The organism is Bradyrhizobium hereditatis (genome assembly GCF_020329435.1).
Classification (GTDB): Bacteria; Pseudomonadota; Alphaproteobacteria; order Rhizobiales; family Xanthobacteraceae; genus Bradyrhizobium; species Bradyrhizobium hereditatis.
In genome coordinates this window covers 301,669-327,328 of sequence record NZ_JAGKJK010000007.1, presented here as the reverse complement: position 1 = coordinate 327,328, position 25,660 = coordinate 301,669, and the positions used below count along the sequence as shown (strand labels likewise).

The window sequence follows — 25,660 nt, the reverse complement described above, 5'->3', positions numbered from 1 at the left end:
GATGATTTTTTATGACTGCAATCGAGAACACCGCGCTAGGGCGGTTGGAGAAGGAGGGACGCCTGCTCAATGCCATATTCAAGGGCGGGACCACCAAGCAGGGCCGGTTCGGCTTTCGCGGCGATATCGCCCTAAAATTCCAGGCCCAGGTCGCCGACGAGAAGCGGCCGCCCCACTATTCGATCGAGCAGGTACTGACGGTCGTGCAGGAAGGCGAACGCAGCATTCCGGTGCTTGCCGGCTATCTGCACTGCTTCGCTTATCTTGCTGATGTCGCAAATGTTCTTGACGGCGCGCTAAGTCCTGATGGCAGCTACTTCATGTTTTGCAACAACATAGACCTGTTGGCGAAATATCGAATCAAGCTCCGTGGCATCACCTTCAACGTGCTGCCGTGCGATGAATCCACCGTTTGGAAGGAGATGATGGACCTTGCCGGGGTCGACAAAAATGACATTAAGAAGCTCGACGCGCCCGGCAAGCTCGACTACCTGCTCGACGCAACCAAGGGTATCGATGCGTCCTATGATGAGATCTCTTACGAAGACGGCCTGAAGAGGATGGAACCCGTAAGAAACCGTAACGAGAACCGGCCGGTCTGAGCACCGGCTTCAACTTAGCCAGAGGAATTCTCCTCCTCGACAAGCCGCACGCCGGTCGCGCAGATATCGCCGTCCAGCACCGTCAACGCGACCGGCGTGAGACTGCTGCCCTTGCACCGGCCATCCACACAGCGGCCCGTGCCGAGCTCGAAGGTCGAGCCGTGTTTGCCGCACATCAGCCGCATACCGAGGGGATCGAAAAACTGGTTGCGTTCCCAGTCGAGATTGACGCCAGTGTGCGGGCATTTGTTGAGATAGGCAAACACCCGCTTGCCCCAGCGCACCACGACAATGGGCCACGGCCTGTGGCCGCCGTCTTCGTCCACTATCATGAGGTGGAAGCCGATGGCGCGCTGGGTTGGAATATCGTTGAAGCCGCAGATTGCATAGGCGATATTCGACTGCGTCCGCCGCTCGTTCATGACAAGAGAACCTTCAATTGATCATCCTGCGATGACTCTTGCAAGAATCGCGCAAAGTACCGGATCGCCCTACCTCTCTTTGGAGTCCGGCGCGCGTCGTCGCAAAACGAGAACCGCTCGATCATCGGACCAACGAGCTTTGTGGGATCAGGCACTTCTTGGCTGTTTAGGAATCGCATCGTAAAGCGGCGCGCTCGACCACGTAGAGCAAGACGCGATCTATGTTGTTCGCCGCCACGATGGTCCGAAGGCAGCAGGAGCACCATCGTGCGCCAAGATTCCGCGGTATCGCAATGGTCGACGAAGAATCCGCCGGTTTCGTAGACGAGAAGCTTATAGAAGTCGGCCACCACCGGCTCGCTCAAACCAAGCCATCAGTTCATCAAGAACATGACTGCACCGGAACCGCGCAGCATATGTTGAAAGAGAAGCTCTCGCACCTTTCCACAGCCGCTATCCAGATGTGAACCGGTTCCTAATAAGAAATGTTCGCAATAAATAATTGCGTTCTGGGCTTTAATCCATGGTATTCTGTCAGCTGATGATATTTTCGAATCTCCCGGCAGAGCCTGCCGGGGTTTTTGGCCCACCGCCCGATCGCCGGAAGGGTCTATGTTGTTACCTGCCGCCGGAATCGGCCTCCGGCTCCAAAGCAATGCCTTCTCACTCGATAGGCGCCGGCGCCTGCACGAGTGAACCAGCGCCGCGAGCTGCACTATCTCAACATTCTGAATATATAGAACGCGACGTGGTAGACTGTGAACTTCGCCATCCTTTCGGCTCTCCGTCCGAGGAACGCATGTCACGCCACGCCGCGTCCGGCGGGACCGGCACTTTAGCGAGGCCTCAGTTCGACTGCTGGGTGCTCACGCCCTCGGGAAGTGTCCTCGGCGAGGGCAAGCCAAACGGAAGGGTCGTGTTGGCGACGGCATCGAGCGCCGCCCGTTCTTCCGACAGCCGTCGCTCGACATATTGTCTCTCCAGCTCCGTCAGCTCGGTTTGAAACAATTGCGCGCTGCGCGTATCGGGCGGGCCAGCGCCGAAGGGGCGCTCGCCCGCCCGATAGCGGTGAATGTTGCTGCGATGCGTGCGCATGCGAGCAAGGGACTCGTAGATCATCGTCGTTCACCCAGCATTTGCTATGTCAACTCCCTTGGTTGAGGGCGAGGGTTGGCAGTATCCGCAAGCGCTGCTTGCACAGCGCCCTCACCCCACGTTGTGGACTTGCTCTGGCTGAATTGTCGTCCGAGAGAACACCGAAGACGGCGCCCCTTGTATCATATGGCCGCGTATCCGCACGCAAAGAGGACGTTGCCGCCGTCCCCGCAAGCGGCGGTGTACTGAGACTCTATCTCATTTTCTGCTTAGTTGCTGTCCGTTGTTAGCGCGCGATGCACGCGGGGTCGGTTAAGCAAAAAAAGAGATCGCAGATGCCATCCAACGGGTCTTCCACGCATTCGGGATATGATGTATCGGCTACGAGTACCTTGGTATCGACCGGTTGCGCGGCACCCTCAGCGGCGAAAGTCGGTACCGCCGCTGCAAGCGCGACGGCGCTCGCAGTAACAAACAGCAATTTTTTCATTCGAGACTCGCTTCCTTAGATTGGCCCCAGCCGTCCTCAACAGTCTTAGATGACGACGCACAATTGGTAAAATACATTCTCTTGATTGGACCTATCTACGGAATGGATCGACGAAGCGACGGGATCATCGAGCAGATGACCAGGCGTTTTAGAGCAGAGACCGTCGGGCTTCCGTTGCGCGTGACACGCGATCTGCAAGTCCGCAAGACAATCCTCGAACAGATCGCAGTATTACCGCCGAACCGGGACGCGCTGTGGCAGCGTCTCGCATTGCTAGCGAGACCGTCGCGGTCAACCCCGCCCCACCAAAGGCCGGTAAGCAATTGGGGGCGCGCCGGCGGGTGCTTTCGCGTACAGCGGTGCATCGGACCATTACGCCATTCAGGAGTCGGCGCCAAAATGGTAGTCTATGCGCCATTTCCGATAAACTGATTTTATGCGGTCGGACGCATAACTTTTGTTTATGCGCCAAATCCGATATTGCTACATTTATCGGATTTAGCGCATAATGGGGCCGGAGCGTGAGCCATGACCGACCTCGCAAGAACACCGCAGCAGATAGGCAATCTGGTACGCCGCGTCCGCAAAAAGCGCGACCTCAGCCAGACGCAGCTCGCCGACCAGGCGGGAGTGCGGCAGGAGACCATTTCCCTGATCGAGACCGGCAACCCGGCGGCAAGGCTCGAGACTATCCTTGCCGTGCTGGCCGCTCTCGACCTTGAATTTCGCATTGTGGCCCGTCGCAAGGCTGGCCCGGCGGACATCGAGGAAATCTTCTGATGGCCCGCCGTCCTCGCCATGCGCCGCTGCGTGTGCTCCTCAACAACCGACTTGTTGGCCACCTCACCAAGGCGGCAAGCGGTGCTATTCAATTCCGGTACGAGGATGATTGGCTCGGGTGGGAACATGCCCTTCCCGTCTCGCTGTCGCTGCCGCTGCGCGAGGATGCCTTCCGAGGCGAAGCCGTTACGGCTGTCTTCGACAACCTCCTCCCCGACTCGGACGCCCTGCGCCGCCGGGTGGCGCAAAAGGTCGGCGCCGCCGGGACCGATGCCTACAGCCTGCTCGCTGCGATCGGCAGGGACTGTGTGGGCGCCCTGCAGTTCGTCGCCGAGGATGATGATCGCCATGGCGATGGTCACACTATCGCCGGCGACGCCGTCGACGACGAAGCGATCGAAAAGCTTCTCAAGGGGCTTGCCCAGGCTCCGCTCGGGCTCAGGCGCGACGATGATTTCCGGATTTCGCTGGCAGGCGCGCAGGAGAAGACGGCCCTGCTGCGGAACGGCGGCAAATGGCTGAAGCCGCACGGCACAACGCCGACCACCCATATTTTCAAGACGCAGATCGGGGAGCTGCCCAATGGCATCGAGCTCGCGAACAGCGTCAAGAATGAATACTACTGCCTGAAACTTGCCGCCGCCTTCGGCCTGCCGGTGAACCAAGCCGAGATTGCCACTTTCGGCAAGACAACGGCGCTCGTGATCGAGCGGTTCGACCGGCGGTGGACCCGGGATGGCCGTCTGCTCCGCCTTCCGCAAGAGGATTGCTGTCAGGCCCTGTCGGTACCGGCGACGCGCAAATACCAGAGCGATGGCGGCCCCGGCCTGGTGAAGCTTCTTGGCCTGCTCAAAGGCAGCGATAACCCTTCCGAGGATCAGGCGACCCTGTTGAAGGCACAGATTTTGTTTTGGCTGATCGGCGCAACCGACGGCCACGCGAAGAACTTCAGCATCTTCATAACACCGGGCGGCCGCTATCATCTGACACCGCTCTATGACGTGCTCACGGCACAGCCCAGCCTCGACACAGGCCAAATCCAGCGCAAGCAGATGAAGCTCGCAATGTCGGTGGGGACGAGCAACCATTACAGGATCGCCAAGGTGCAGGGTCGGCATTTCGTACAGACCGGCGAAGCGGCGGGCGTACCGAAAAAGCTCGTGCAGGAGTCAATCGAAGGGCTAGCCGCTGCCGCTGAAGCTGCGCTCGCCAAAATCGAAAGCGAGCTGCCAAAGGGCTTTCCCGAGGCAATTCATACTTCGGTGAAGGCGGCCGCTATGAAGCGCCTGCGTTCATTGAAAGTATAAGCTGGCACGTCAGGGCTTCATCAACAGCTGCATCTTTTTGGGAATCCGCCGTGCGTCGCAAAACGAGAAGCGCTCGATCCTTGGACCAATTCCGACTATCGCTTTGACGCTTTTCGGAAATCCGTCTTGCGGAGTTGCACAAAGAGCGCCGTAGCAAGCCCTCCTCACCCTCGTAGTTGGCCAGCGCTTGGACCAACAACGAGGTAACGTGCTGTGTCAGTTCAACCGGGGGTAAGCTCAGAATCGTCCCAGCGACTTCAGTGCCAGCTCGATCAACTCGACCGGATCCTTATTGCCGCTCTCGTAACAATGTTGAGCGACCGCCCATAGGACAGGACCTTGAAGCCATCGCCCCGTTGCGGGGGATTCAGCGCTCGAATGTGTTCGGACAATTCCTTGCCCATCGCAAGGCGCTCGGCAGTCGGGAAGTGACAGTTGTCATTCGCTGCATCAGAGAGTTGCGGCCATCCACAGCTGCGAGTTTTTTGTCGATCCCCTCGCGAACTAATTGCCTCATGACCGGCAAGCTGGTCTGCAAGTCGCGTACTTTGTGAAGCAACAGATCCGCATGGAGCACGCAGAAGTTAAGTCCGTCCGGCATCACAGCGACGGCCTCTTCGACCGCGGAAAGCGTCTTCGCCCAATTCCCCGCCTTCATCGCTTGCGCAAGTTTGGCGAAGATCGGCTCAGTGCGCTCGCTTACTCATCATTTTGCGCATTTCCGCGTTCGCCTTTAGCCGCTCGGTATCGGCGGCTTTAGCTTCGTCGCTGGTGCGCCAGCTGCCGCTCAGAATTTTCGGCAAAACGTCATCGAGTTGCATCGAAGACCCGATAAAGGCGATGTGGCCGTCACGGTCGACGACGAACGATGTGGGAGTTCCGACAGAAAAGCTGGGATCCATCCAAAGCTTGTTCATTTCACCTGTGTAGTCAAACCCGATCCGATAGTTGAGATTCGGCAATTTTTCGGTCAACCATGCGTCCAACTTGCTTCTGGCGTCATCCGCCGTTCGAGCGCGTTCACGAGCTGCGAGTCCGACGATTTCAACTCCGCTGTCTTTGTATTTCTCCTGCAGCTGCACCAGATGGGACAGCGCCGCCACACACGGTGCGCACCAAGTTGCCCAAAATTCGACGATGTACACTTTCCCGGGCTGGAAGCTCGTGAGCGGCTGGCCACGCAGCCAGTTCTCCACCTTGATCGGAGGAGCTGGAGATTCTAAGCCCACCACCCTGTTACTCTCCAAACCGATTGTCATGGATTGCGCGACTTTTTGCGCTGGCTGATCTCTGATCGCGGCCACGGCCGCGGCCGCTTGCGGTGGTGCCTCGGTGTAGACAGGCTGCTCCGCGAGATCCGCGGCGAATGTCGGCGTCACCGCGCTAAGCGCGACGAAGCTCCAAGTAACAAGCAACAAGTTCTTCCTCGCAGGAGCGGGGCACATGGGTTCAAGGAAGGAGAGCATCGCTCGTCTCGTCTGTGTGCACTCAGCAGTCATTCATTGCTGGACTTACGAGCAATGTCCGTGCCAGCATCGTCTGCTCGCATTAAGCGCCTGATCACGCCATGAAAAGCTCAACGGCACTCTACGGCGACCAGTGTTTTGAACGCGACTGGATTTGTCGCCGCTGTCCGAAATTGAACACAATGCGCGCTTCGCGCTGCCCGAAAAGCTGATGATGCGCCATCGAACGGAAACTTGCTGGTCCCTCTTCCTGCCAGAGCCCTGAACTGGCAACTCACCTTCAGCCTCGCGCCGTCTGCGCAACCCTGACTAAGCCGGCGGCACGAGCGCTAACGTCGTGCCGTTGCAGAGTCGACGACGCTGCGCTTGGATCCGCTACGGGTCTTTCCGCTATCAGGCGCAGGAAGCGCCGATTGCCGCCGGTGAGAACGACTTGGCCATGTCCAGGATGGTCGACTTGCCTGCCGTAGAAAAGCGCGGCGCGCAGGCAACCTGATTGATGTGGGACCACAAACGTTTTTGGCTGATGAGATGCGGTTCGGTAAGCTCGGACCTGCCAGTAACTACCGCGTCCGGAACGCAGCGGAAAGTCGGGTAAACTTTGCAATCGCGCAGATGTAAGATTGGTGAGTCCACGGCGACAGATTGCTGCGGACCATCATGTCCTCTCGATCATTCGCTGCCAAAGAGGGCTCATCGTGGCCATCTGGGTCTTCTGTCTTGAGAGGGTGGTGCGAAGACCAACATCCTCTCAGATAGGACACCTCGGTTCGGAAGGGTTGCCTCCACTCCCGTCCAGCGGGCTCGTTCAAACGCGGGCGAGATCAAATGGGTACACCCGGGCGGGATCATCGCAATCCCCATGAACGAGCAGCTTGGCAGGTCGAGCCCGGTCGAGCATCTTTCGGAGCCCCCATCCGAACATGCTCGAAAACCCACGGCGACCGCAACGGGGCATCGTCGGGGGGTTGGTATCAGCACGATCGGCCCATTCGGGCGCGCGGGCGCCAATCGGTGGTGCCTGCAGGCGCGGCTCAAGACATTTTTCGTGTGGCAATTGATTTCAAATACAGCCCGTTGGGGTCGATATATCGGTCCGCGAGGCGTTGGAGCAAGCTATCCACCTGGTCTGATGGAACACTGAATTCTCCATAGTTTGGATCGAAGAGCGTGGTCGTTCCATCGAACGTCGACGTCGCAACTGTGTGTCTCCCACCCTCGACGAACTTCAAACTAAGCAAATACCTCGACCCGTCGGCAGTGATTTTGCCCAACATCCTTGAGATGCTCGCAGGGTCGTCGAAGCTGTAAACCTTCTCTCTTTGGGATGGTTGCAAACCCGCTTCCTGCAACATGGCGCATTTTGCGTCACTGTTGGCCTGAGGAGGTTCTGCTCCCTGTTTTCGCAAGTCCCCCCTGATATCTAGATAGCGCTGCTGCCACACAGCCGCTGAGTCGTGCCCGTCCGATCCGGGTGTTAGCGCAGTCATTCGGGATCTGGGGCTGTTCTGGAGATTGCCGAGCCACTCCGCAGTCAGCCCAACGCATATGCCCTCTACATTCGCGTCAGCCAATTCGGCCGTCCTGTACTCGAACAGTGGGGCGTTCGGCCTCACTGGACCGGATGTACTGGGGTTGTTTGGATCCGAGAAATTGGGCTTGCTGGCACAGCACCCCATGTCGGGCAAGTCGCCAGGCAGCGGGGTCCGCCGCAGCGAGAGATCCGCAACTGTTTCCATAAAGCTGTCACTATTCACCGACTGACTCGGTTCGACAGCTTGGGTCGGCGGTGTGGATAAGCCACTGATTCGATCATACATGGGCGTTCGCCTTTCCTTCAGCGTAAACTCCCTTCGCAATACCTTCGGACTGCTCAGGGGTGCTCCGAATGATAGTCAGAAAAGCTGATCCCAAGCTGACGGCCAGGCGCTACTCAACAGCTTGAGCGGTAAAGGCGATACGTTCTAGCTAGACGGCCGGCATTTCTTGCAGATAGGCGAAGCGGCGCGTGTCAGATGGTAGCGGCCGCCGGCGTGATGAAGATGCTGAAATTCTTCGCATGGCCATCGGTCGCGACGATCAGCCAAAAGAAGATTTGCGCTCTGAGCAGCGTCGCCTGATCATCCGCCTGCGCTCGGGAAAATCGAACGCGAGCTGCCAAAGGGCTTTCCCGAGGCAATCCATAATTCGGTGAGAACCGCCGCTATGCAGCGCCTGAGTTCGTTGAAAGTGCACTAGCAGAAAGATTACGGTTTGCCACCCGGGGGCGAACTGCATTTGCGCCGTATGGCGCTTGCGACCGCACCGGCCGCCGTTGACTAGTACGCACGAAACGAAGACCTGCTGGATTGGATTCTGCGGCAACGCCCGGAATAGCGCCCCCGGGGTTTCCTGCGCCGCTAACTCCTCAGAACAGCTTGGCATTCAAGGCGAATAGTCAGAGAGTGGCTTATCAAGCAAGCCTAGTTATGCGAACTTTCGATGGCACAGATCAAGACGCCCCCTGGGCACCGCACCCCGCGAATGGGAGCGCGTCAGATCTACGAAGCGCTTAGGGATCAGATCGTAGGGCGCGCGTACGGCGCCGATGGGCTGCTGCCGTCGTCCCGCGCCCTCGCCGCGGAACTCGGCGTATCTCGCGGTACGGTGACGATCGCGTATGAGCAACTCGCGGCTGAAGGCTTCATCGAGATCCGCCATGGCGCACGACCGCGCGTTATCGAGAGGGAACGCGTGCGCACTCCGTCGCGGCCGTTTTCACGGAAGGTGCGACTGTCGGGGTACGGCGAGCGTTTGAGACAGGTCGCGCCGCGCTCGGAGGAGCAATCTCGCAACCTGCTCGCAAATTTTCGATATGGGGACCTCTCACCTTCTGATTTCCCCCTGCTCGCGTGGAAAAGGGCCGTGGTCGCTGCAATGACACGGCGGCCCGCGAGATTGGCCTACAACGATCCTTGCGGCTCTCGGCGCCTGCGAATGGCGCTGCAGGCCTATCTCTGGCGTTCGAGGACCGTGCGATGCGACGTCGATCAAATCATCATCGTGAACGGTTCGCAGCAAGGGCTCGATTTGTGTGCGCGACTGCTGCTCAACTCCGACGATCGGTTCGTGATGGAAGACCCTGGCTACCTGATGGCAAGGCACGTCTTCGCGGCGAACGGGGCTGCCGCCGTGCCGATTCCAGTCGACGGCGACGGGCTGGACACGGAGCAGCTTGCGAAGACCGAAGCGCGGCTCGCGTACGTAACGCCGTCGCATCAATTTCCGCTGGGCGGCGTCATGCCGATCGCGCGTCGGCACCAGTTGCTCGCCTGGGCAAGGAAGTTCGACGCCTATGTAATCGAGGACGACTACGACAGTGAGTACCGATACGACACTAAGCCGGTCCCCCCGCTGCACGCGCTCGCAGCAAGCCAGGACGTCATCTATCTTGGGACAGTCTCCAAGACGCTCTCGCCTACGCTGAGGATCGGCTATCTGGTGGTGCCCTCTCAACTCCAGTCCCTGTTCGCCGCGGCCAAGCAGATCATGGACAGGCACACGCCGCTGATCGAGCAGGAAGCGCTCGCGACGATGCTCGAGACCGGTGCATACGACAGGCACGTCAAGCGAGTCCGACGGCGCAACGGCGAGCGGCGGCAAATCCTGCTCGACGCTTTGCGCCGCAGATTTGGCGATCGAATCCAAATCGACGGCGCAGCCGCCGGCTTGCATGTGGTGGTCTGGTTTCGCGATCTGCCCCGAACGTCCGAAGCAGCGTTGATCGAAGCCGCTCGCGTCAAGGGCGTAGGCATCTATCCGGTCACCCCCCTCTTCAGTCCTGACCGCCGGCATCAGCCGGACGTTGTCGGGCTTGTCATGGGTTACGCCGCACTGGAGGCGCGCCAGATTGAACGCGGCTGTCAGCTTCTGGCTCAGGCGGTCGATCAGCTTCGTTCGCGGCGATTGTCCTAGTCGCCATGCCCCTCCAACTGGACCATCAAAATCAGTGATAACTGGCAGTTCTAACCGCACCAGGCTCGGTCTATCTCAGGACCGAAAGAGGAGAACCACCATGTATGTGCCCCCCGCCTTTAAAGATGACGAGGTCGAAAGCATCCGAGCGACCATTTGCTCCGCCGGCCTCGCCAACCTCGTCACGGCCACCGCGGACGGGCCGATTGCGACGCCCTTGCCGCTCTTCCTCGATGAGACCGAAGGAGAGCACGGAGTGCTGTACGGGCACTTGGCGAAGGCCAATCCACAATGGCTTTCGGCTCCGACCGGCGAAGCTCTGGCCATCTTCATGGGTCCGGAAGCCTACGTGACACCCTCATGGTACGCCACCAAGCGAGAAACCGGGAAGGTGGTGCCGACATGGAATTACATCGCCGTCCACGCGTACGGGCCGGTTGAGTTCTTCCACGAGCCCGAACGTCTGCTCGAGGTGGTCACGCGGCTAACGAACACCCATGAGAAGTCGCGCGCGAAGCCCTGGGCCGTCAGCGATGCCCCCACCGACTTCATTGCCTCCCAGTTGCGAGGGATCATCGGAGTGCGCATTCCGGTCACCAGGTTCGAGGGCAAGCGCAAGATGAGCCAGAACCGGCCCGAGGCTGACCGCATCGGCGTCGCCGCCGGCCTTGCGGCGTGCGAAAAGCCGCGGGATCGGGAAGTGGCTTCCCTCATTCCGATTCCGGCCTGAGGTTAGCGTAGTCATCGTGTGCGAAGACCGGCCCTAGACGAACTGGTTGACGCGATTAGAGGGGTGGGCGATGCCGGACTTCCAGACGTTCTTCCTGTTCTTGGCAGCGTCGCTGCTTGTGGCGATCACGCCGGGGCCAGGAATCTTCTATATCGTGGCGCGAACGCTTGTCGGCGGCAGAACGGAAGGGTTGGCATCGAGTGTTGGCCTAGGTCTCGGCGGCCTTGTGCACGTATTCGGCGGCGCCGTCGGCATATCTGCGCTCGTCATCGCAAGCGCCGAGGCATTCACTTTTTTGAAGATCGCGGGCGCCCTGTATCTCATCTGGCTCGGGCTCAAGACCTGGCGCGAAGCGCGCATTGTCGAGCCGACCGAGGTGCAGACGACCGGGGTGCGTCGGGCCTTCCGCGACGGCATCATCGTCGAGGCACTAAACCCGAAGACGGCCGCATTCTTTCTCGCCTTCATTCCCCAGTTTGTCGACCCATCCGCGAACGTCGCCGCGCAGTTCATCGTCCTCGGGCTCATCTCGGTTGCACTCAACACCAGTGTCGATTTGGTTGCGACCCATTTGGCTGCAAGAGCGAGAGCCGGCCTTCGACCGTTAATCCTTACCAAGATGCGACAGGTGTCGGGTACCATCATGTGCGCACTGGGAGCTACGCTAGTCATTGCCCGTCGCGCGAGTTGATATCCGCAGCGGGCTCAGTATCGATCGACTTCGTGTATCTGAATGTCTTCTGTCGCTAGACCGGCCATGGCCGAGACGAAATCGACGCGAATGCCCCTTCTGCGAGTTCGGGAATGGCCGAGTTGAATCCCGAAATTCGCTCCGGATCTGACCCGGATATTCCGGGCGCGCTGCGCGTCCCCCAAAAAGAGCAAATCGTTGATGTAGATCATTTCCCGAGACTACCAGGAATCGTATGCTGCACCTGGGAAATGACGCACGTTCTACACGGCACCGGCCTCAATAGCACATCACGAAAAATGCCCTCAGTGTGGCTCTGGATTAGTCCACCTCGAGTGGCATGAACGCGTCAATGGGCAGGAAGTCCACGATCTTTGGCACTGCTGGAACTCGCCTATCCAGCTGCGTTACAGGCTGAAGGCGTGGATTCTTGCAACGCCATATTGTCCGATGCACTACTAACAAAGCGGGTTGGGGCAAACGACCGAAGTTATCAAGCCGCAGAGCATTATGGGCGTGCAGCGCCAACAGCAGCGAAATTCAGCGCCACTTTCAAATGTCAAAAACCTGGCAAACTGGGGCTAGCGAAGGCGGTGGGTACGCGGGTGTCACTATATCAAGGCTCTCACAGCACGCTCGTCGCCGATCATAGTAACACCGACGAAATCGATGCCTGGAAGCGGCTGAACTGCCTAAGGACTGATCGTCAGCAGAACGAAACGGCAGCAGGTTCTCTTTCCGAGCAGTACCTCGGACCGGGCGTCGCCGAAAACTGGGCTAAATGTATAGCAAGCCGCGATGGGTTGCAGTGCACCGGCCGTCGCCAAAAAGCTGGAATAAATTCAACCGTAAGCTATCACAGCTACAAAGTCGCCCTCCCAGTGATAACCGAATTCACGGTTCACACGGGAGAGGTCCAAGGTTCAATTCCTTGTGCGTCCACCATTAAGCCTTTCAATGACTTAATGGTTTAATTCCCTCGCAGGGTGCCTAAAAAGCTGGAGCACAATAAGGGCACATCGACGACAGAGACAGGCGCACTCGCATGAAGCTTTCGAGCGCCTGACGCGTTCGGGGCATGGCATGGATTTGTTCGACGTTGATGCCCCTGATCTCGAGCGTGGGATGGCAGAATCTCAACGCAGCGAAGAGCCAGACAGAAGCTTGGATTCAAGGCGCAGCTTGAGCGGCTTTGGATTTATTGTGAATCCCACGCCGAACAACTATTTCGCTCTGAGTTTGCCAGGCAGCCAGATCCCGTTTGTGGGAGATGTAGTCCAAGTGCCGGAACTCTTACCCGCCGGGACCAGCAAACGCCTTCTGCGGGCAGCTCCCCGACGCGAAGTCGAGTTGCGGATTACGAGCGCGCTCAGCGAATGCGCTCCATGTTCGTCGCTGCGATGGCTCTGCCGTCCGTATTCGGCCAGATATTCATGAGCGCATCTCCTGTCCCGGGATCTCGAGGGCGATTGCACGCAGGTGCTGCGTCGCCAGTTTCAGGTAAGGAATAGTTGCCCTCCGTTGAACGATGGCCCAAGGCGTCTCCGATCACTTACCAGGACCGATGCCCGCAGCACGCTGAGCGCACATGCATGGCGGAAGACATGCGAGCCTAGGACTAGGGGACTTTTTGAAGACTATGCTAAGCGGACACCACGGGCTCATATCATGCGACGAAGCCGGGGGCCGACTTCCTCGAAGCGGTTGCGCAGATAGAAGTCGACGGTGCGCTTCCATTTCGGCTGTCGCGGTGCTCCGACCTCCAGCCGCTTCCATCCCCGCGCGCGTCCTTCCGCCAGAGCGACAGCGATCAGATGAGGCGCAATGCCCTGCGATCTCATGTCGGGGCGAACATAAAGCTCCGAGATTACTCCGAACTTGCCGCCCGCGTAGATCGCGGTGCATTCGTTTAGGACCATGACGCCAACCGGCTCGTTGTCTGCGCTGGCGATCACCGCGACGACGCTGATATCCGCAAGGACTGTCTCTGCGTTTTGCTTGACGATTTCGATCCCGGGGGCCTTCCCGCCTGAGAGCTCGTCGAGGAGAGCATGAACGAAGCGAGCGACGGTTGCGGCATCTGTGACTTCGGCGCGCCGTGTGGATATGGTCGGCATCTTTCTCCCCTGTCTGCTCTTCATCGGCCTTGAATCATTCTGCGCCACAAGTGTCAACGCGACATTTGTGATCCGCTAGACAAGGACAAGGCCAGCTGAGATTCGCGAACACCTCAGACCAGAGCCAATTGACGCTTCCCATGCGCCTGGACCAGCCTCCCAATCAGCTGATGTCTGCTGTAGGTCGTGGTTATATGAAACGCCGTGATGACCCGCGATTTCAGCTATCAATCGGCGTCGACGATTGCATTTCGATCCCATCGAATGGCTTTCACGTCGCGCACGCCTTGATCACGAAGCTGAAGCTCGCTTCCAAGATTGGGCCGTGATCATCGCGAACTTCAACTGCTATGCGGTGCTGCGGCCTGCCTTTGACCCATTCGCGGGCCATCTCCGAGAGTGCAGTGGTCGCCTCTTCCCGCGCCGACTCGATGTTCGACAGCTCCGCACCTTCATCATCGCGGATGAAGTGGCTGCCGTCGCGGATATCAAAATAGTACCTCTTCATCGGCGACTCACGAGGCGCGCCGTCGAACAGATCTTGCAGCTCCAGATCGATCTTGCAGCTCTAGATCCATCTTGCGGCCGCCTTTGAGGGGCTGCTGCATAGCCCACCGCCTCAAATCGAAACAGCCAGCGGCGGTCTCGTTCCCGGCGTGCCTTAACGCGGTCCAGGCACTTCTTGGAACACAGCGTCGCCCGCCATGAGTAGTACCTGATCAGGCCAAACTTTCTGTCACAGACGGCGCAGCTTGCCGCCGCTGGGCGACACTCAAAGCGTTCGTGGCCATCGCGCATCCTCATCTTCTTTGTGGCCCCACCCTGGTAGTGGAACTCCGGAGTCGCTGAGTCACTGTGCGTGCACAGGTGAAGTTCAGCTCCAAGATCGTAGTGATCCGCCAATCTTGCGGCAGGTAAGTGCGGGGAGCGAAGAGCTTGACTCCCATGTGCAGCATCTCGAACAACGTCGCGCTCGGCATCCGACAGAAAGTTGTTGCTGCGTGCGCTCAGTCGGCTTGAGTTTTCATCCGGGCGACCGGACCGAGCCCTCCGGCAGGCACCGTCCACAAAGGAAAACTTACCTCGTCATGAAGAAGAAAATTAGCCAATTTCTGCTGGGCACCGCACATATCAGGCGAATTTTCATATTCGCGCTGAAGTTCATCGAAGAAATCGACCGCATCGATACGCTACGCAATCGCCACTGGTGACGCCAATACCAATTTCGGAGTGATTAATATCGGATTGGAATGAATGTGCGTGCGGCCGACCGAAGCTCGACGGCATGAATATCCGTAAGTGGGAGTCGCGGAAAATTGATCGAGGACCTCGCAACATCCGCGTGGATGACGATCTGCCCGCATTAGCGCCGGTCAAGACACCCGTCGTGCGAACCCGCTGGTAAAGACTGGAGATGATCGCCCCTTCCTCAACGAAGATTGCGGAATGCGCTGCACCTGCCCCAACTAGCTCGAGTTCGCGCAAACTTTTGACATCGCCCCGCAGAGCGAGATCGGTAGGCCGCTGATAAAGCGCGCTCCTCATTGTGCTCATTGTCAGCGTTGTACGCCCGCCATGGCATCACAGTCATCTGCACTCACCTTTCGCATCTTTTTCGACGATCCTGAATGGCCTTCCGATTTCGATCATCGGAAAGTGCAGCTTCCGAAAGCGTTCCGGCCGCGACCTGACGGCGCTATCGTCTCTAGACGCGTCTCGAGTTTGAGCATTGTCTGTTCCTCGTTCAGGCTCCCTTGGGCACGTCCACGCTGCAGCCTGGATGTCGGTCATAGGCCGGGAGCGCTAACGCGCACGGTATCCAACCCCATACCGAAAGTCGGAACCCTCGGTCGGACCCTCCGTTGCGCGTCCGCTCATGACCACCGGCCTTTTGCATTTCTGACGGCCGCGAAGGGGGTGGCCGATAACCGAGGGAAGAACCCCAACGACCGACAACACCGAGACCGCAACAGTCCGCAGCTTGAACGACAGCTTTCGCCAGACTTCAGCGGCACCGTCCTCCTGAAACAGGGGCACCAGCCTGTCACGGCAGCGCTAGGCCGAGCTGCTTGAGCTCGTGCGCAAGTTCGATCGGTTTACTCGAGCAACGATCGTAAGGTGAGCACGACTTCGGTTCTATCGATCTCGGCTCAGACCGCTACTTCTTCAAGATCGACGCGTACAGCTGGTTCGCCGGATCCGGCCCACTCGGCAGTTACTCAGCGCGTGATGACGATCACGCGGTCCGACGAGTACTGGGTGCTCGCGGTCCCATCAAAGAAAAGGCCCCGCTCACGAGCGGGGCTGACGGTTTTTGTCACCAAATGCAGCATCGTCCTTGCTCTATCACTAAGCCGGCCGCCAGAGAGGCTCGCGACGGCCGTCGCGGGAATCGACTTCAGATTGTCGGTTTCTGCTGTCCCGAGTTTTTTGTTCGATCGGCTGCACACGCTTGATCAGCGACATAAGGGGATTTGTCGCGAAAGCTTACGGGGCGTGATTTTGCTCGTTTGAGCTAACTTCAAACCCTTCGAATGCATCCCGGACAACGGCCTCGATGCTGGCAACCTCATCGTCCGTTAGCTTCTGGAATTCGCGTTCTCTTCTTTTCTTGGGAAGCGCGCCCTTGTTCTGCCGGATGAACAGAAGCAGATCTGTCTTCAAGGCGATCCGGCATTTCAACCGTGTCCATGATTTTGCGGCGGGCTTCGTCGTGACGGCGCAGATAATCGATTTCGTGCGGCAGATCGTGCTCCACCGTTCTCTTGACGCACTGATACAAAAATTCCGCTTCGTCGGTGCAATCGAAATAGCGGTAGAGGTCCGCGGTGTCGTTCAGCACTTCGACATTCCTGTCCGCTGTCGGTTTCCAGTCGATAAAGTCCATCAAGGGCCGGGAATGGGACTGTATGGTATTGCGGTAGTCATCAATCCGGTCGAGCATGACGGACAATACCGGAAACACCATGCCTGGCGGCGTGAATTTCCGCTCCGCCAGAACATGGTGGATGAGGCAGCGATGCAGGCGTCCGTTGCCGTCCTGAAGCGGATGGACATAGACAAACCCGAAAGCTGTGCTTGCCGCCTGTAGAACGGCATCAATCCCGTCATCGCGCATACGCGCGTTAGCGTCGATCAGGCCTTTCATGAGGCTATTCAGGTCGTCGGGTCTGGCGTCGATGAACTCAGGCAGCGGATTATTCTCATGGTCTCGCTCACCCAGAAAAACGCCATCTGGCCGAAGGCCTGGATGAACGAGCCGGATGTCTTCGATGAGGACCCATGTAGCCGCACGATCTCTTCAAGGGTCAGAGCATGCTTGCCTGCCTGCACGACAGCGCGTCCCCACCGCTCCAGCCGGTTCCTGGGCGGGCGTTCGCCTTCGATCTCGAAGCTTGCGCGGTTATCGGCGAGCAACAGAAAACTCGCGGCGCGGGAGACCACATGGCCGCCGGTACGCCCGACGGTTTCGCGGGCCTTTTCCGCAAGGCCACTCTCTGTGAGGGCAACGAGCGCGGAAGTCCTTCGGATGAAAGGGGCTGAAATCTTTCGTCCCGAGCAGATTGTCGCGAACGCGGTGCCGTTTTGACAGCTTGGGCTTTGCCTGTGAAGTAAGCCTTCGGGTCGAACAAATCGACAGCTGCGACGTTCGGGTTATCCGGAATGTCGAGCGTCTCACCAGTCAGCATTTCATAGAGGAACCAGACCCGGCGCGAGCACCGGTTGGTGCCGCCGTGACAAAGTCACGAATTTCTGCCTTCGGGACTGCCTTGAACACGCGCTTGATCACGAGGAGATCGAGGTCCTCGTGGCGCAGGGCAAAGGTGAGGTGATCTGCAAAATTATCGCCGGGCCAAATATCACTTGTCGAACAGCCGCCAGTCGCCTTCATCCCGGTGGCTGCCACGGATATGCTTTTCCGACACGGCGCTAGGCCGACGGACGGGTGCCACAACCGACAGCGTCTGGACCAATGCGGACTGCCCGACAAGTTGGGCCTCGGTAGGCAGTTCCTTGTCCTGGAAAGCCCTTGTCTCCGCTAAGTTCAGCTGCATAGTCGAAAATCCATATTGAGCGTCGAATTATGCCGCAAAAATGGTGATTTCGTCGAAAATCACTTACTCAGCGTGCAGGTCGAAAATCAATCCAATTTGTCGGTTTGTGGGTCAAAGTGATCGGGCCAATTGGCACAGTTTGTCAAAAAGACAAAAAGAGATGGCGCCATGAGCGAGGGCTGGACATCCTTGCTTCACTCCCGGCTAGCAATGGATCCGCCTCGAACTTGGCCCTTCGTGCTAAGCCTCGCTGAGCAAAAAGCGGACATCCTCAAACTGCAATTCATGCCCGGCCTCGTCCTCGACGAGGAAGTGAAAATCCCTCACGCGGCTCGTTATTCCCGGCAGCAATCAGACCGCCTGACTCACTGCGCTTCGAGCGCAAGAAATTGATTGGGCGATTGCTTCCGCGGATATCATCGTGGCCAGCGGCCAAGTGCCGCGTTTACAGGCCGAACATATGACCGCACCGTCATCCCTTGTTCAACCAGAGAAAGATCTTGCAGCCCGGGCCGTTCCGCATATGAGTCAGAGCCCCTTTTGGACGCCGATGGGAGTCCCATTCCAGTGCCGATTGATAGTCTAGAGGCGATTCTCCCGGGAGAGGGCGGCCACGGCATTCACTTTTTCCATATTTCGACGATTATTGAATTTGCCGCCGATGCCACCCGGCACGATCATGTGGATGTGCGGATGGTGGGTCATCGCCGAACCCGAGGTATGCAGCACCGCGGCGATGCGGATTCGTGCGCCGAGATGCTCGGGATTTGCGGCGATGATCGTCATCGCCTCGGAAGCCGCGTGGAACAGCAGGCCATAAGTGCCGATCGCACCCGATAATCGGCAACACTAGCGAACCTGAACCCGCGGTAAGCGCGCCGCAGGCAAGCGGACGACGATCTGGCTGTCCGTGATGTCGACGACTTCCTTGCGCTTCCTCCCGTCATCGTACCGCAATTCGAACGTCACTCCCGATGCAGATGGGGCAAAGGGCTCAGGCGTAAGGCTGATCCACCCCTCCCCCAAATTCAGAATGATCGGTCGATCCGCCCCGAATCGGGCGTCGAGCAGCACCAAGTCCAGTCGGAGAGATTGTAGCCGCACGTTGAGCCGTCGCCGCACGCCATCACGTGGCCAGATACGCAGGGTGTGAGCGAACGTCTCCATGATGCCACCGTGACAAACCTGGCCGAAGATGGGATCGTCGGCAATGATCGTCGCAGCAGCGCGGACAGCGCCACAAAATCCCAGGTCGATCTCGCACGAGTAATACCACGGACCACGGTGATGCGGCTGACCGAGCCATGTGGTCCCGCTCGGCGCCGGCTCGAAGCCGCCACCGGCCGCGCCGTCATTCTCCTCGCCCGGATACCAATAGCCATGACCGGCCGACGCAGGGCCGCTGTTCAGCAAAGCCCACGCGCTGAGTTGTGACGCATAGCCGAGACGAAGGAGCGGATGCGGGTCGTCTGCATCGTTCAGCGCATGATCAAGCAGCGCCCAGCCACCCATCTGCGCCATGTAAGTCAGCGTATAGGCGTCGCCCGCAGTCCCGCGATAATCGCTGCCCAGGTAGTAATAAGCAGGTTCCAGCCAGCCACGGCAGAACAGATTTGCAGCGATCTGACGCTCCGCGAAGGCACGCGCTGCCGCCTTCGAAACCCCCATGGCGACAGGGTCGTCAAGGGCCGAGCGCGCCAGTGCCTGCGTTGATTCGAAGGCTGTGGAATCGAACGGATATTCAGACTTGAACAGGTCCGCCTTCGGATCGACGAAGGCGCGCACCTTACGCGCCCAGTGCGCCTCCAACGTCGCCGCCTCGCGCGTCAAGCCCGCCGTCGTGAGCGCCGAAACCAGTTCGGGGATCACACATTCGTTGTAGAAGCCGGTGCGGTAGGCAGACCACATCACCACGCGCATCGGCACCGTGAACATGGCCAGCGCCGTACCGTAGGCGCGTACCAAATAATCTCGTGCGCTTTGGCGGGTGGGTATCGCGGGATGGTCACGCGCGATGCGGTGCATGGCCAAATACATCGCGAAGATGTGCGGATAGTCATAAGGCCGCCAGATATGCAGGCGGCCCTTTGGGCCGGGATCGCTGCTTTCCCTGTTCTGCTTCCAATCCGGTATGCCGTAGAGGCCGTAGGCGTATGCCTCCTGTGTGGTACGTTGCAGCCCGCCCCAGACGAACGTATCTATATACCGATCCAGCGCCGCCACTTCCGCCACATCAGGATGCTCGGCATTCTTGGTCGCGAGGTAAGCGGGCTTGCTCAGCCCGGGATCGTCGCACGTCACCTCGTAGATGCGCCAGCCCTTGATCCGGTCGTAATTGTCCGGGCCAAGCAGGACCTGCGTCTCCATATTCCACTCGCCAAACAAACCGTCGTACCATTTGGACGGGTCACGATGCTGCCGCTTCACGATGAAGGTTGCGCGCTTCTTCATCATCGTCTCGACGGGCTCGGTAGCGAAGAATTCAAGAAAGGTCTGGCGCGCACCCGGCTGGTGCAGGGTCAGCCGGTTCTCGCCCAATCGCGAAAAGCGAACCCGCCACAGTCGCCTGCCAGCCCGATCTGGCAACCGTTGCACCACCGTGTCGCCGGTAAATTCCGCTTCGATTCGCTCCACCGGAATGGAGGACGCGAGCGCGATGTCGACATGCAGGTCATTGGGAACCGTCATGCCCGGCATTACTTCCACGTCCACCAGACCGGCGTCCGCGATAGCCCTGCGCGCCGCCTCGTAATCGGCAACCCACTGGAAGCGGAGACGGTAACGCCGTTGCTCGGCCGGCGACAGGGACAGGGAATGGGTCGGCTGTCGCCAGCGAGTCCCGCCCGCCACTGCCTCGCCGGCGGCCGCCCCGCCCAAGATGTAGGCGCACCACGTCCCACTGGCTTCGGCCGAATCCTTGTGGACATCCCAATATTCCAGTGACGTGTCCGCTTCCGGTAAGAGCATGAGGAAGGGACCGGTGCTGTTGCCGCGAATCCAGAAGATGTGCGATCCATGCCCCGAGACGAAGCTGTGCTTCAAAACAGCCACCGATACCGGTTGCCCTGCCGGAAATTCGGTGTTCATCGGCATGGGCAAATAGAGGTCGCCAACCTCCACGCTCGCCATGCCGTCGTTCCGCAGCATGATCTCCCAGGTCAATCCAGCCTCGTCGACTGCGAGGCGGGTCGTGAGAAGGACGCCGGCATCGCGGGCTGCTAGTTCAAGGGCCGCGCTATGCATCGGCTTCGTTGCATCAACGCCGGTTCGAAGCGTATGCCACTCGGATCCGGCACGCCGAACTCTAGCGTGAGCCGTCCCCAGCACGGCTCCAGGCAGGACATAATCCGTGTCATACGCATCGTTACGATAACGCAACGAGGTAATGCCGTCTTGTGTGCACCCAACGACGAAGGGAGAGTCGGCCGCCTTCAACACCATGGTAACCTTGCGCTGCGGCCGATTGGGTGTGGGCACCGTAACGCCCCCGAACAACGCGCTACCCAAGAAGCTACTGCCCAACAGCATCGTACGACGCGTATACGTCCAGGCTTTAGACATGCCTTTGGTCTTCGTCATCAACCGTATCCGGTATCGCTACATACGGATGATCAAGGCGTGCCGGCGTCACAAACTTCATCGCGGGTCAATCGGGCGCCGGCAAATCGACACTGATGCAAACCCTGCAGCAGATGAATCCGAGACACGGCGGTATCGGGCGCGTTGCCGCCGAGGATCTAACCGCGGATCGCCCGCAGGATTGCCTTGCGCACGTTGGCTAACTAGGCCGTGCAACGGCAACTTGAGGCGTGGGCCGATCTCTGCAAAACCAGCCTTCAGGTACAATGCTGAGTTGGGGCTGCGGCTCCACATCGGCTGCCTCGGCGCTCCCACTTCAAGTTGGCCCCAGCCTTTTACCGTCCCCAGGGCCGCGGCAGCCTCAATAAGGTGCATCGCGACCCCAGACGATCGCTGATCCGGCACCACGTAGAGTTCGGTGATAATGCCGTAGGTTCCGCGCGCAAAAAGCGCAGCGCTTTCCGACACCATGATGATACCGACAGGCCGTTCCTCGGTGAAGGCGAGAAACCCGTAAACGCGCTCTTTCATGGCGATAAGGTTGGCAACCAGCTGGCTATCTAATCCGGCCTGCGCTTGGCCAGCCCCAAGTTCGGCAAGTAGGGCAGCAACCATTTGGGTCACCGTTGTGGCGTCGTCGACAGACACTTCACGCATGGTCACCATGTCACATCCTCCTCCAAGCTCAACGTACCACGTAGTAGCATCGGGGCAGCGAGGCTGCCGCAGCATCCGACCCAAAGCAGATATGCTGCGATCTTGAAGTTCAAATGACGCTTTAGTTCACACTATTGGTGAGGTGATAACGTCTTCGTGTCGAAGGCAACTGAAATAATCGCCAGAAAAATCGAAAGATAACCTGTCGGCAAGATTGTCATGGTCGTACGGAGCGCTCTTTCCTCTTTGGACCTGGCTGTCGCCCACGTTGAACTTCGTCCGAATGAGTACGGCCAGCCCTGAGTTCCATGGGCTGGTGGGTAGCGCGTGCGAGAGGCTGACCGATTCGTGCTGCTTGTCGGCGCCATAGCCAGCGGTGAAACGGATTTGGTCAAGGCGTAGTCGAAGCCGGCCTTCTCGGCGATCTGGCCGCGCTTTCAATTGTAGTCGATCTCCCAGCTGGTGCGTTACTCAATCGACGAAATAACGGGGCCGACCGGACACATTCGGCATCCAATAAGCGAATTTGATGGGATCGTTATCGTGGTCATCCTGTTTTCCTCGGCAAGCTGGAGTTGGGACTCGGGACGATTGATTAAAGCGGGCAGCAACTTGCATCACGCCGCTCAGACAAGCGGCTACGCATCTATTCAAAATCCGACGGCAGGGTACGGCTTGTAGAAGCGTTCGCTATCTGCGGTGTCAGCACGCTGACGCGAAATGGATTAGGTCAACAACACGACGCGCAAGTCATACGACGCGGAGGTGTGCGCAGACCGGAGTTGTTGGCTTCGTCGAAGACGTCATTCCAAACCATCAGTGTTCCCCTCTCTAAGCACCATTGATTGACATCAATAGTCTCAGAGAAAGAGCGGCTGCGCGAGTCGAAGACAAGCTATTTTTCATCGCAGTCGGAGAACCCGCTTTCCAATATCCACAACGAACGGATCGTTTGTTACCGTGCGAGAAAAAATATTGCCGGCGACACCTCCGGCGGAGGGCCGCACTAGGGCTTCTCACCATTAGAATGCGGGCGACCGCGATCAACCGCACCAGGGCGATCGGATTCAGCCTCTCCGCGGTATCGTTGACGGGCACGCCCTTGACCTGACTCCAAAGGTGATTGAACGCTCTCCGGATAGCTCGGCAGGTTGGCGAGCAGAACCAGCAAGCCCATTCGGTCATCAACGCGTTCACCCAGGCCGACGATGCCTTACAGATCTCGATGCCGGCATTGCGCACGTGCGCCAGCGTATCGATGCGATCCTGCAGGGTGCGGTGGTGATGATCTTGTCGAAGAACTCAGGCGAAGTGTCGACATTCTGATTGTAGGAGTCGAGCCCAGCTTCGGCGAGCCGTGCGGCCTGCCCAGGGAGTCAGCATGCCGAGCGTGACGTAGGTCTCCACGCCGAGGTCTTTCACAGCGCTGACCATATCGCGGACCTTTAACGTCACGGTCTTTCGGATTGCGCGCCAGGCGCACTGGGCAATTCGCTTGGCTCGCTCTCTGCTTGTCTGAGCTGGTCTCCTACAGCGCAGCGCCACATCGCAGACGGCCTAGTGCAGAAACGCTATTTTCTTGCTAGGGGCAGCCTAGCTCCTCGATAGCGGCCAGAGCCGCATTTGTACGCGATCAATCGCAGCTCTCAGAATGGTGCAGCGTTAAGGCGCGCGGTCGGGGCCCTCCAAAGCATCACGATCGCCGACAAGCTGTCGTGCATTGTCGCGCGTTCGCCTCCATCCACATCTTTGAATGTGTTTGCAGTCTGCACGAAGCTCATGCCGCGTCTCTTGTGAACGCTTGCGTCAAAAGGAAAACAGACGACTGGGGGCTACCTGACCAGTTCACGACGCTTTTCCTTTGTGAACCATTTCACAAAACTTGGCGCCTGAGCGGCGTAGCTAACGGAGCGTTTGATTGAGAGTAGATCAGGTGATGCCGACAGAGCGGGAATTCTCGCCGTTGGAGAAGCAAGCTGCGGACGCTCTTCGTCGCGCAAGACGGCTGCCCATTGGTCCGAAGCGAAACGATCTCCGTCAGCTCGCAAGGGGACTTCTTTGGCTGCATCGAAACGGTATGGAAGCTCTGGAGCAGGAGCGATCAAAAGCGGAACGTGGGGCTAGATGAGATGAGTTGCGAGTATCGGGCAGTGCTGGCGGTTGCGCGATGAATAGGACCGGCGCGCTTTTCTTTCGGATCATCCATCCCGGCAAACCGTCGAGCCGGACTGACGACGAAGAAGTTGCGGGAATGGCATTGCCGGCGGGCTCAAAATCGTGACACCAGAAAGAAGATCGAGCGAGTAAAGGCAAACCGTGTCGGCGACTCCCCGAAACCTCTCACCTTAGTCATTTCCGTTTAGATACCAGCGGCCTCAGCCTTGTGTTCTCGGCCTTCATTCAGATTAAAGCCATTTCAGCGTCAAAGTTATCTTCTTTTGGATTCAGGGGACTCGTGCATTTTTGCGCACGGCGAGCGCTTTTGCAGCGCAAGTAGCGCGCTGCCTTTAGATGAATGCAAACGCGAGCAGGCTCGAGCAGAGCAGCGCGAGGCCGGCCGCCGTCAGGGCCAGGAGACTACCGGAGACAAAGTCTTGATTGCGCATAAAAACTCTCGATTCCATTACAAGGAGAGCAGCAGTCGCTGCTTTGCGCCGTTGACCGGTTAATTGATAAATCATTATTCGAATCCGGTGCCTTGTTCCCGCTGCTTCGGGGACAGATTGCATTTTCCCAGCGAAATTACGCAATTATTCGCGGTTTTGCGGCGAACCTCAGGAAAATCGCGCTTGAGGAACATTGAGGGGCCTTCTTTGGAGGTGTGCTTCTGACTGAACGCCGGAGCGTTAGCGCGCCGATCCCCGAGCAGCTGGATCGAATTCGGCTTCGAAGAAGGTAAATGTTTAGGCTTCTGGAGCTTGTGACATGCCAACCTAAGCCGCTTGACTCCTGCCCAGGAAGCTGTTCGCGCGTCAGCCGAGCATTTCCTCAGACAGCTGCTCTGCAGACATCAGCACTTGCATCGAAGCTCCTCCAGTTTCCGTCGCGCCGTTGAGGTCGTCATGGCCCGATACAGCCTACGAGGCCGATCACTTGCGCCAGACTATCGCAAAGGCGGGCTCGCCATCATCCCCACCAACACGTCGCGCGCGCTCAAATATCCGCGAGACAAGCATGTCTATGTCCAGCGCCATCTCGTGGAATGTGCCTCTCAAACTCAAGCAGTTCCGGCCGCGTCGCAACCCGCTTCGAAAAGACCGCCCGAAATTACCGTGCCGTCGTCACTTTCGCTGCCATCGTCCTATGGATGCGATAAGTGTCCACACGACCCACGGGCCCACTCGATGGAAATTCGAAGCGAGCGTCAAATCATTCGGCTTCTCTTCAGGACGACAGTCGTATTTGAGAAGTGCTACGCCCGCTTTGCGGCCGTGGCAGAAGTCTTGCTCGATATTCAGTCCGATGAACTCCTCAAGTACTCAAGTGCAGACTTTGCCCTTTGCAATGATGCTTCGTCCGAAAACCAAAGTATAGGCTGATGCCGCTATCCAAGGCGCGAGCTGCGTTTACGCATTTTTTCATCGCTCACTCGCATACAACGCGCAAAACCCGCGTTTGGTCACTCTATTCTATGCTGCGGCCGACAGAGCTGAGGAGAATTCCTTTAGATCGGTGTTCGAAGGCAAATTGAGAATCGCGAATATCGTATCGCCAT

Annotated in this window: 21 protein-coding genes and 7 pseudogenes; 12 read left to right on the top strand and 16 right to left on the bottom strand. The window is 58.5% G+C overall.

Going from position 1 to position 25,660, the window contains the following annotated elements; translation table 11 throughout:
• Positions 1-11 precede the first annotated feature (11 nt).
• Positions 12-602 (top strand): hypothetical protein, encoded by a 591-nt coding sequence (locus tag J6524_RS18715; RefSeq protein WP_225673089.1) that lies wholly within the window; start codon positions 12-14, stop codon positions 600-602.
• A gap of 14 nt (positions 603-616) precedes the next feature.
• On the opposite strand, the gene J6524_RS18710 is transcribed toward J6524_RS18715, so the two are convergent.
• Positions 617-1,024, bottom strand: coding sequence for a Rieske (2Fe-2S) protein (locus J6524_RS18710; RefSeq protein ID WP_225673087.1), 408 nt, complete (start codon positions 1,022-1,024; stop codon positions 617-619).
• Between the two features lie 221 nt (positions 1,025-1,245).
• Between J6524_RS18710 and J6524_RS18705 the strand changes: the two genes are divergently transcribed.
• Positions 1,246-1,491: a hypothetical protein gene (locus tag J6524_RS18705; RefSeq protein ID WP_225673085.1), complete on the top strand. Its 246-nt coding sequence runs from the start codon at positions 1,246-1,248 to the stop codon at positions 1,489-1,491.
• Positions 1,492-1,870: 379 nt separating this feature from the next.
• Here the strand turns inward: J6524_RS18705 and J6524_RS18700 are convergent, their stop codons facing one another.
• Together J6524_RS18700 and J6524_RS18695 are read right to left on the bottom strand one after the other, a co-directional pair.
• The gene (locus J6524_RS18700) at positions 1,871-2,143 is read right to left on the bottom strand and encodes a hypothetical protein (protein WP_225673082.1); all 273 of its coding nucleotides are present in this window, start codon (positions 2,141-2,143) and stop codon (positions 1,871-1,873) included.
• A gap of 262 nt (positions 2,144-2,405) precedes the next feature.
• Complete coding sequence (locus J6524_RS18695; RefSeq protein ID WP_225673080.1) at positions 2,406-2,609, bottom strand: hypothetical protein; 204 nt, start codon at positions 2,607-2,609, stop codon at positions 2,406-2,408.
• A gap of 528 nt (positions 2,610-3,137) precedes the next feature.
• On the opposite strand from J6524_RS18695, the gene J6524_RS18690 reads away from it, so the two are divergent.
• Complete coding sequence (locus tag J6524_RS18690) at positions 3,138-3,389, top strand: helix-turn-helix transcriptional regulator (RefSeq protein ID WP_225673078.1); 252 nt, start codon at positions 3,138-3,140, stop codon at positions 3,387-3,389.
• The gene (locus tag J6524_RS18685; protein WP_225673076.1) at positions 3,389-4,696 is read left to right on the top strand and encodes a type II toxin-antitoxin system HipA family toxin; all 1,308 of its coding nucleotides are present in this window, start codon (positions 3,389-3,391) and stop codon (positions 4,694-4,696) included. Before J6524_RS18690 ends, J6524_RS18685 begins: the two co-directional genes overlap by 1 nt.
• Positions 4,697-5,382: 686 nt before the next feature.
• On the opposite strand, the gene J6524_RS18680 is transcribed toward J6524_RS18685, so the two are convergent.
• From J6524_RS18680 to J6524_RS18670, 3 genes and pseudogenes are all read right to left on the bottom strand, one after another.
• A complete protein-coding gene (locus J6524_RS18680) occupies positions 5,383-6,162 on the bottom strand; it encodes a TlpA disulfide reductase family protein (RefSeq protein WP_225673074.1) in 780 nt (259 codons plus the stop codon).
• Positions 6,163-7,196: 1,034 nt separating this feature from the next.
• Positions 7,197-7,982, bottom strand: a complete 786-nt coding sequence (locus J6524_RS18675) for a YopT-type cysteine protease domain-containing protein (protein WP_225673072.1) — start codon at positions 7,980-7,982, stop codon at positions 7,197-7,199.
• A 209-nt stretch (positions 7,983-8,191) separates the two neighbouring features.
• Positions 8,192-8,287: pseudogene (locus J6524_RS18670) on the bottom strand (HipA domain-containing protein); the annotation flags it as partial.
• 356 nt (positions 8,288-8,643) lie between these two features.
• On the opposite strand from J6524_RS18670, the gene pdxR reads away from it, so the two are divergent.
• From pdxR to J6524_RS18650, 4 genes are all read left to right on the top strand, one after another.
• Positions 8,644-10,116, top strand: a complete 1,473-nt coding sequence (gene pdxR / locus J6524_RS18665; RefSeq protein ID WP_225673070.1) for a MocR-like pyridoxine biosynthesis transcription factor PdxR — start codon at positions 8,644-8,646, stop codon at positions 10,114-10,116.
• 100 nt (positions 10,117-10,216) lie between these two features.
• Positions 10,217-10,846 (top strand): FMN-binding negative transcriptional regulator, encoded by a 630-nt coding sequence (locus J6524_RS18660; protein ID WP_225673067.1) that lies wholly within the window; start codon positions 10,217-10,219, stop codon positions 10,844-10,846.
• Between the two features lie 70 nt (positions 10,847-10,916).
• Positions 10,917-11,537 (top strand): LysE family translocator, encoded by a 621-nt coding sequence (locus J6524_RS18655; RefSeq protein ID WP_225673065.1) that lies wholly within the window; start codon positions 10,917-10,919, stop codon positions 11,535-11,537.
• 374 nt (positions 11,538-11,911) lie between these two features.
• Positions 11,912-12,511: a hypothetical protein gene (locus J6524_RS18650; RefSeq protein WP_225673064.1), complete on the top strand. Its 600-nt coding sequence runs from the start codon at positions 11,912-11,914 to the stop codon at positions 12,509-12,511.
• 687 nt (positions 12,512-13,198) lie between these two features.
• Here the strand turns inward: J6524_RS18650 and J6524_RS18645 are convergent.
• Together J6524_RS18645 and J6524_RS18640 are read right to left on the bottom strand one after the other, a co-directional pair.
• Positions 13,199-13,654, bottom strand: a complete 456-nt coding sequence (locus J6524_RS18645; RefSeq protein WP_225673062.1) for a GNAT family N-acetyltransferase — start codon at positions 13,652-13,654, stop codon at positions 13,199-13,201.
• A 271-nt stretch (positions 13,655-13,925) separates the two neighbouring features.
• Positions 13,926-14,162, bottom strand: coding sequence for a DUF6894 family protein (locus tag J6524_RS18640; protein WP_225673059.1), 237 nt, complete (start codon positions 14,160-14,162; stop codon positions 13,926-13,928).
• A 580-nt stretch (positions 14,163-14,742) separates the two neighbouring features.
• Between J6524_RS18640 and J6524_RS37390 the strand changes: the two genes are divergently transcribed.
• Entirely contained in the window at positions 14,743-14,865 is a 123-nt protein-coding gene (locus J6524_RS37390) for a hypothetical protein (RefSeq protein ID WP_283843325.1), read from the top strand.
• A 918-nt stretch (positions 14,866-15,783) separates the two neighbouring features.
• Positions 15,784-16,110, top strand: a pseudogene (locus J6524_RS37995) (hypothetical protein); the annotation flags it as partial.
• 113 nt (positions 16,111-16,223) lie between these two features.
• Here the strand turns inward: J6524_RS37995 and J6524_RS18635 are convergent.
• The 5 genes and pseudogenes from J6524_RS18635 to J6524_RS18615 form a co-directional block, all read right to left on the bottom strand.
• Positions 16,224-16,835, bottom strand: coding sequence for a Fic family protein (locus tag J6524_RS18635; RefSeq protein ID WP_312002417.1), 612 nt, complete (start codon positions 16,833-16,835; stop codon positions 16,224-16,226).
• Complete coding sequence (locus J6524_RS18630; RefSeq protein WP_225673058.1) at positions 16,811-17,071, bottom strand: hypothetical protein; 261 nt, start codon at positions 17,069-17,071, stop codon at positions 16,811-16,813. The genes J6524_RS18635 and J6524_RS18630 overlap by 25 nt, the downstream gene beginning before the upstream one ends.
• A 265-nt stretch (positions 17,072-17,336) precedes the next feature.
• Complete coding sequence (locus J6524_RS18625) at positions 17,337-17,561, bottom strand: hypothetical protein (RefSeq protein ID WP_225673056.1); 225 nt, start codon at positions 17,559-17,561, stop codon at positions 17,337-17,339.
• Between the two features lie 811 nt (positions 17,562-18,372).
• A pseudogene (locus tag J6524_RS18620) lies at positions 18,373-18,528 on the bottom strand (transposase); the annotation flags it as partial.
• A 30-nt stretch (positions 18,529-18,558) separates the two neighbouring features.
• Positions 18,559-21,288 (bottom strand): DUF5695 domain-containing protein, encoded by a 2,730-nt coding sequence (locus tag J6524_RS18615; protein ID WP_225673054.1) that lies wholly within the window; start codon positions 21,286-21,288, stop codon positions 18,559-18,561.
• A 95-nt stretch (positions 21,289-21,383) separates the two neighbouring features.
• On the opposite strand from J6524_RS18615, the gene J6524_RS37990 reads away from it, so the two are divergent.
• Complete coding sequence (locus J6524_RS37990) at positions 21,384-21,491, top strand: hypothetical protein (protein ID WP_376712050.1); 108 nt, start codon at positions 21,384-21,386, stop codon at positions 21,489-21,491.
• Between the two features lie 154 nt (positions 21,492-21,645).
• Here J6524_RS37990 and J6524_RS37985 read toward each other — a convergent pair.
• The 3 pseudogenes from J6524_RS37985 to J6524_RS18595 form a co-directional block, all read right to left on the bottom strand.
• Positions 21,646-21,819 (bottom strand): annotated as a pseudogene (locus J6524_RS37985) (GNAT family N-acetyltransferase); the annotation flags it as partial.
• 417 nt (positions 21,820-22,236) lie between these two features.
• Positions 22,237-22,458 (bottom strand): annotated as a pseudogene (locus J6524_RS18600) (dimethylsulfone monooxygenase SfnG); the annotation flags it as partial.
• A gap of 459 nt (positions 22,459-22,917) precedes the next feature.
• Positions 22,918-23,455 (bottom strand): annotated as a pseudogene (locus J6524_RS18595) (biotin synthase BioB); the annotation flags it as partial.
• 1,559 nt (positions 23,456-25,014) lie between these two features.
• Here J6524_RS18595 and J6524_RS18590 point away from each other — a divergent pair.
• A pseudogene (locus J6524_RS18590) lies at positions 25,015-25,261 on the top strand (IS5/IS1182 family transposase); the annotation flags it as partial.
• Between the last annotated feature and the right edge of the window lie 399 nt (positions 25,262-25,660).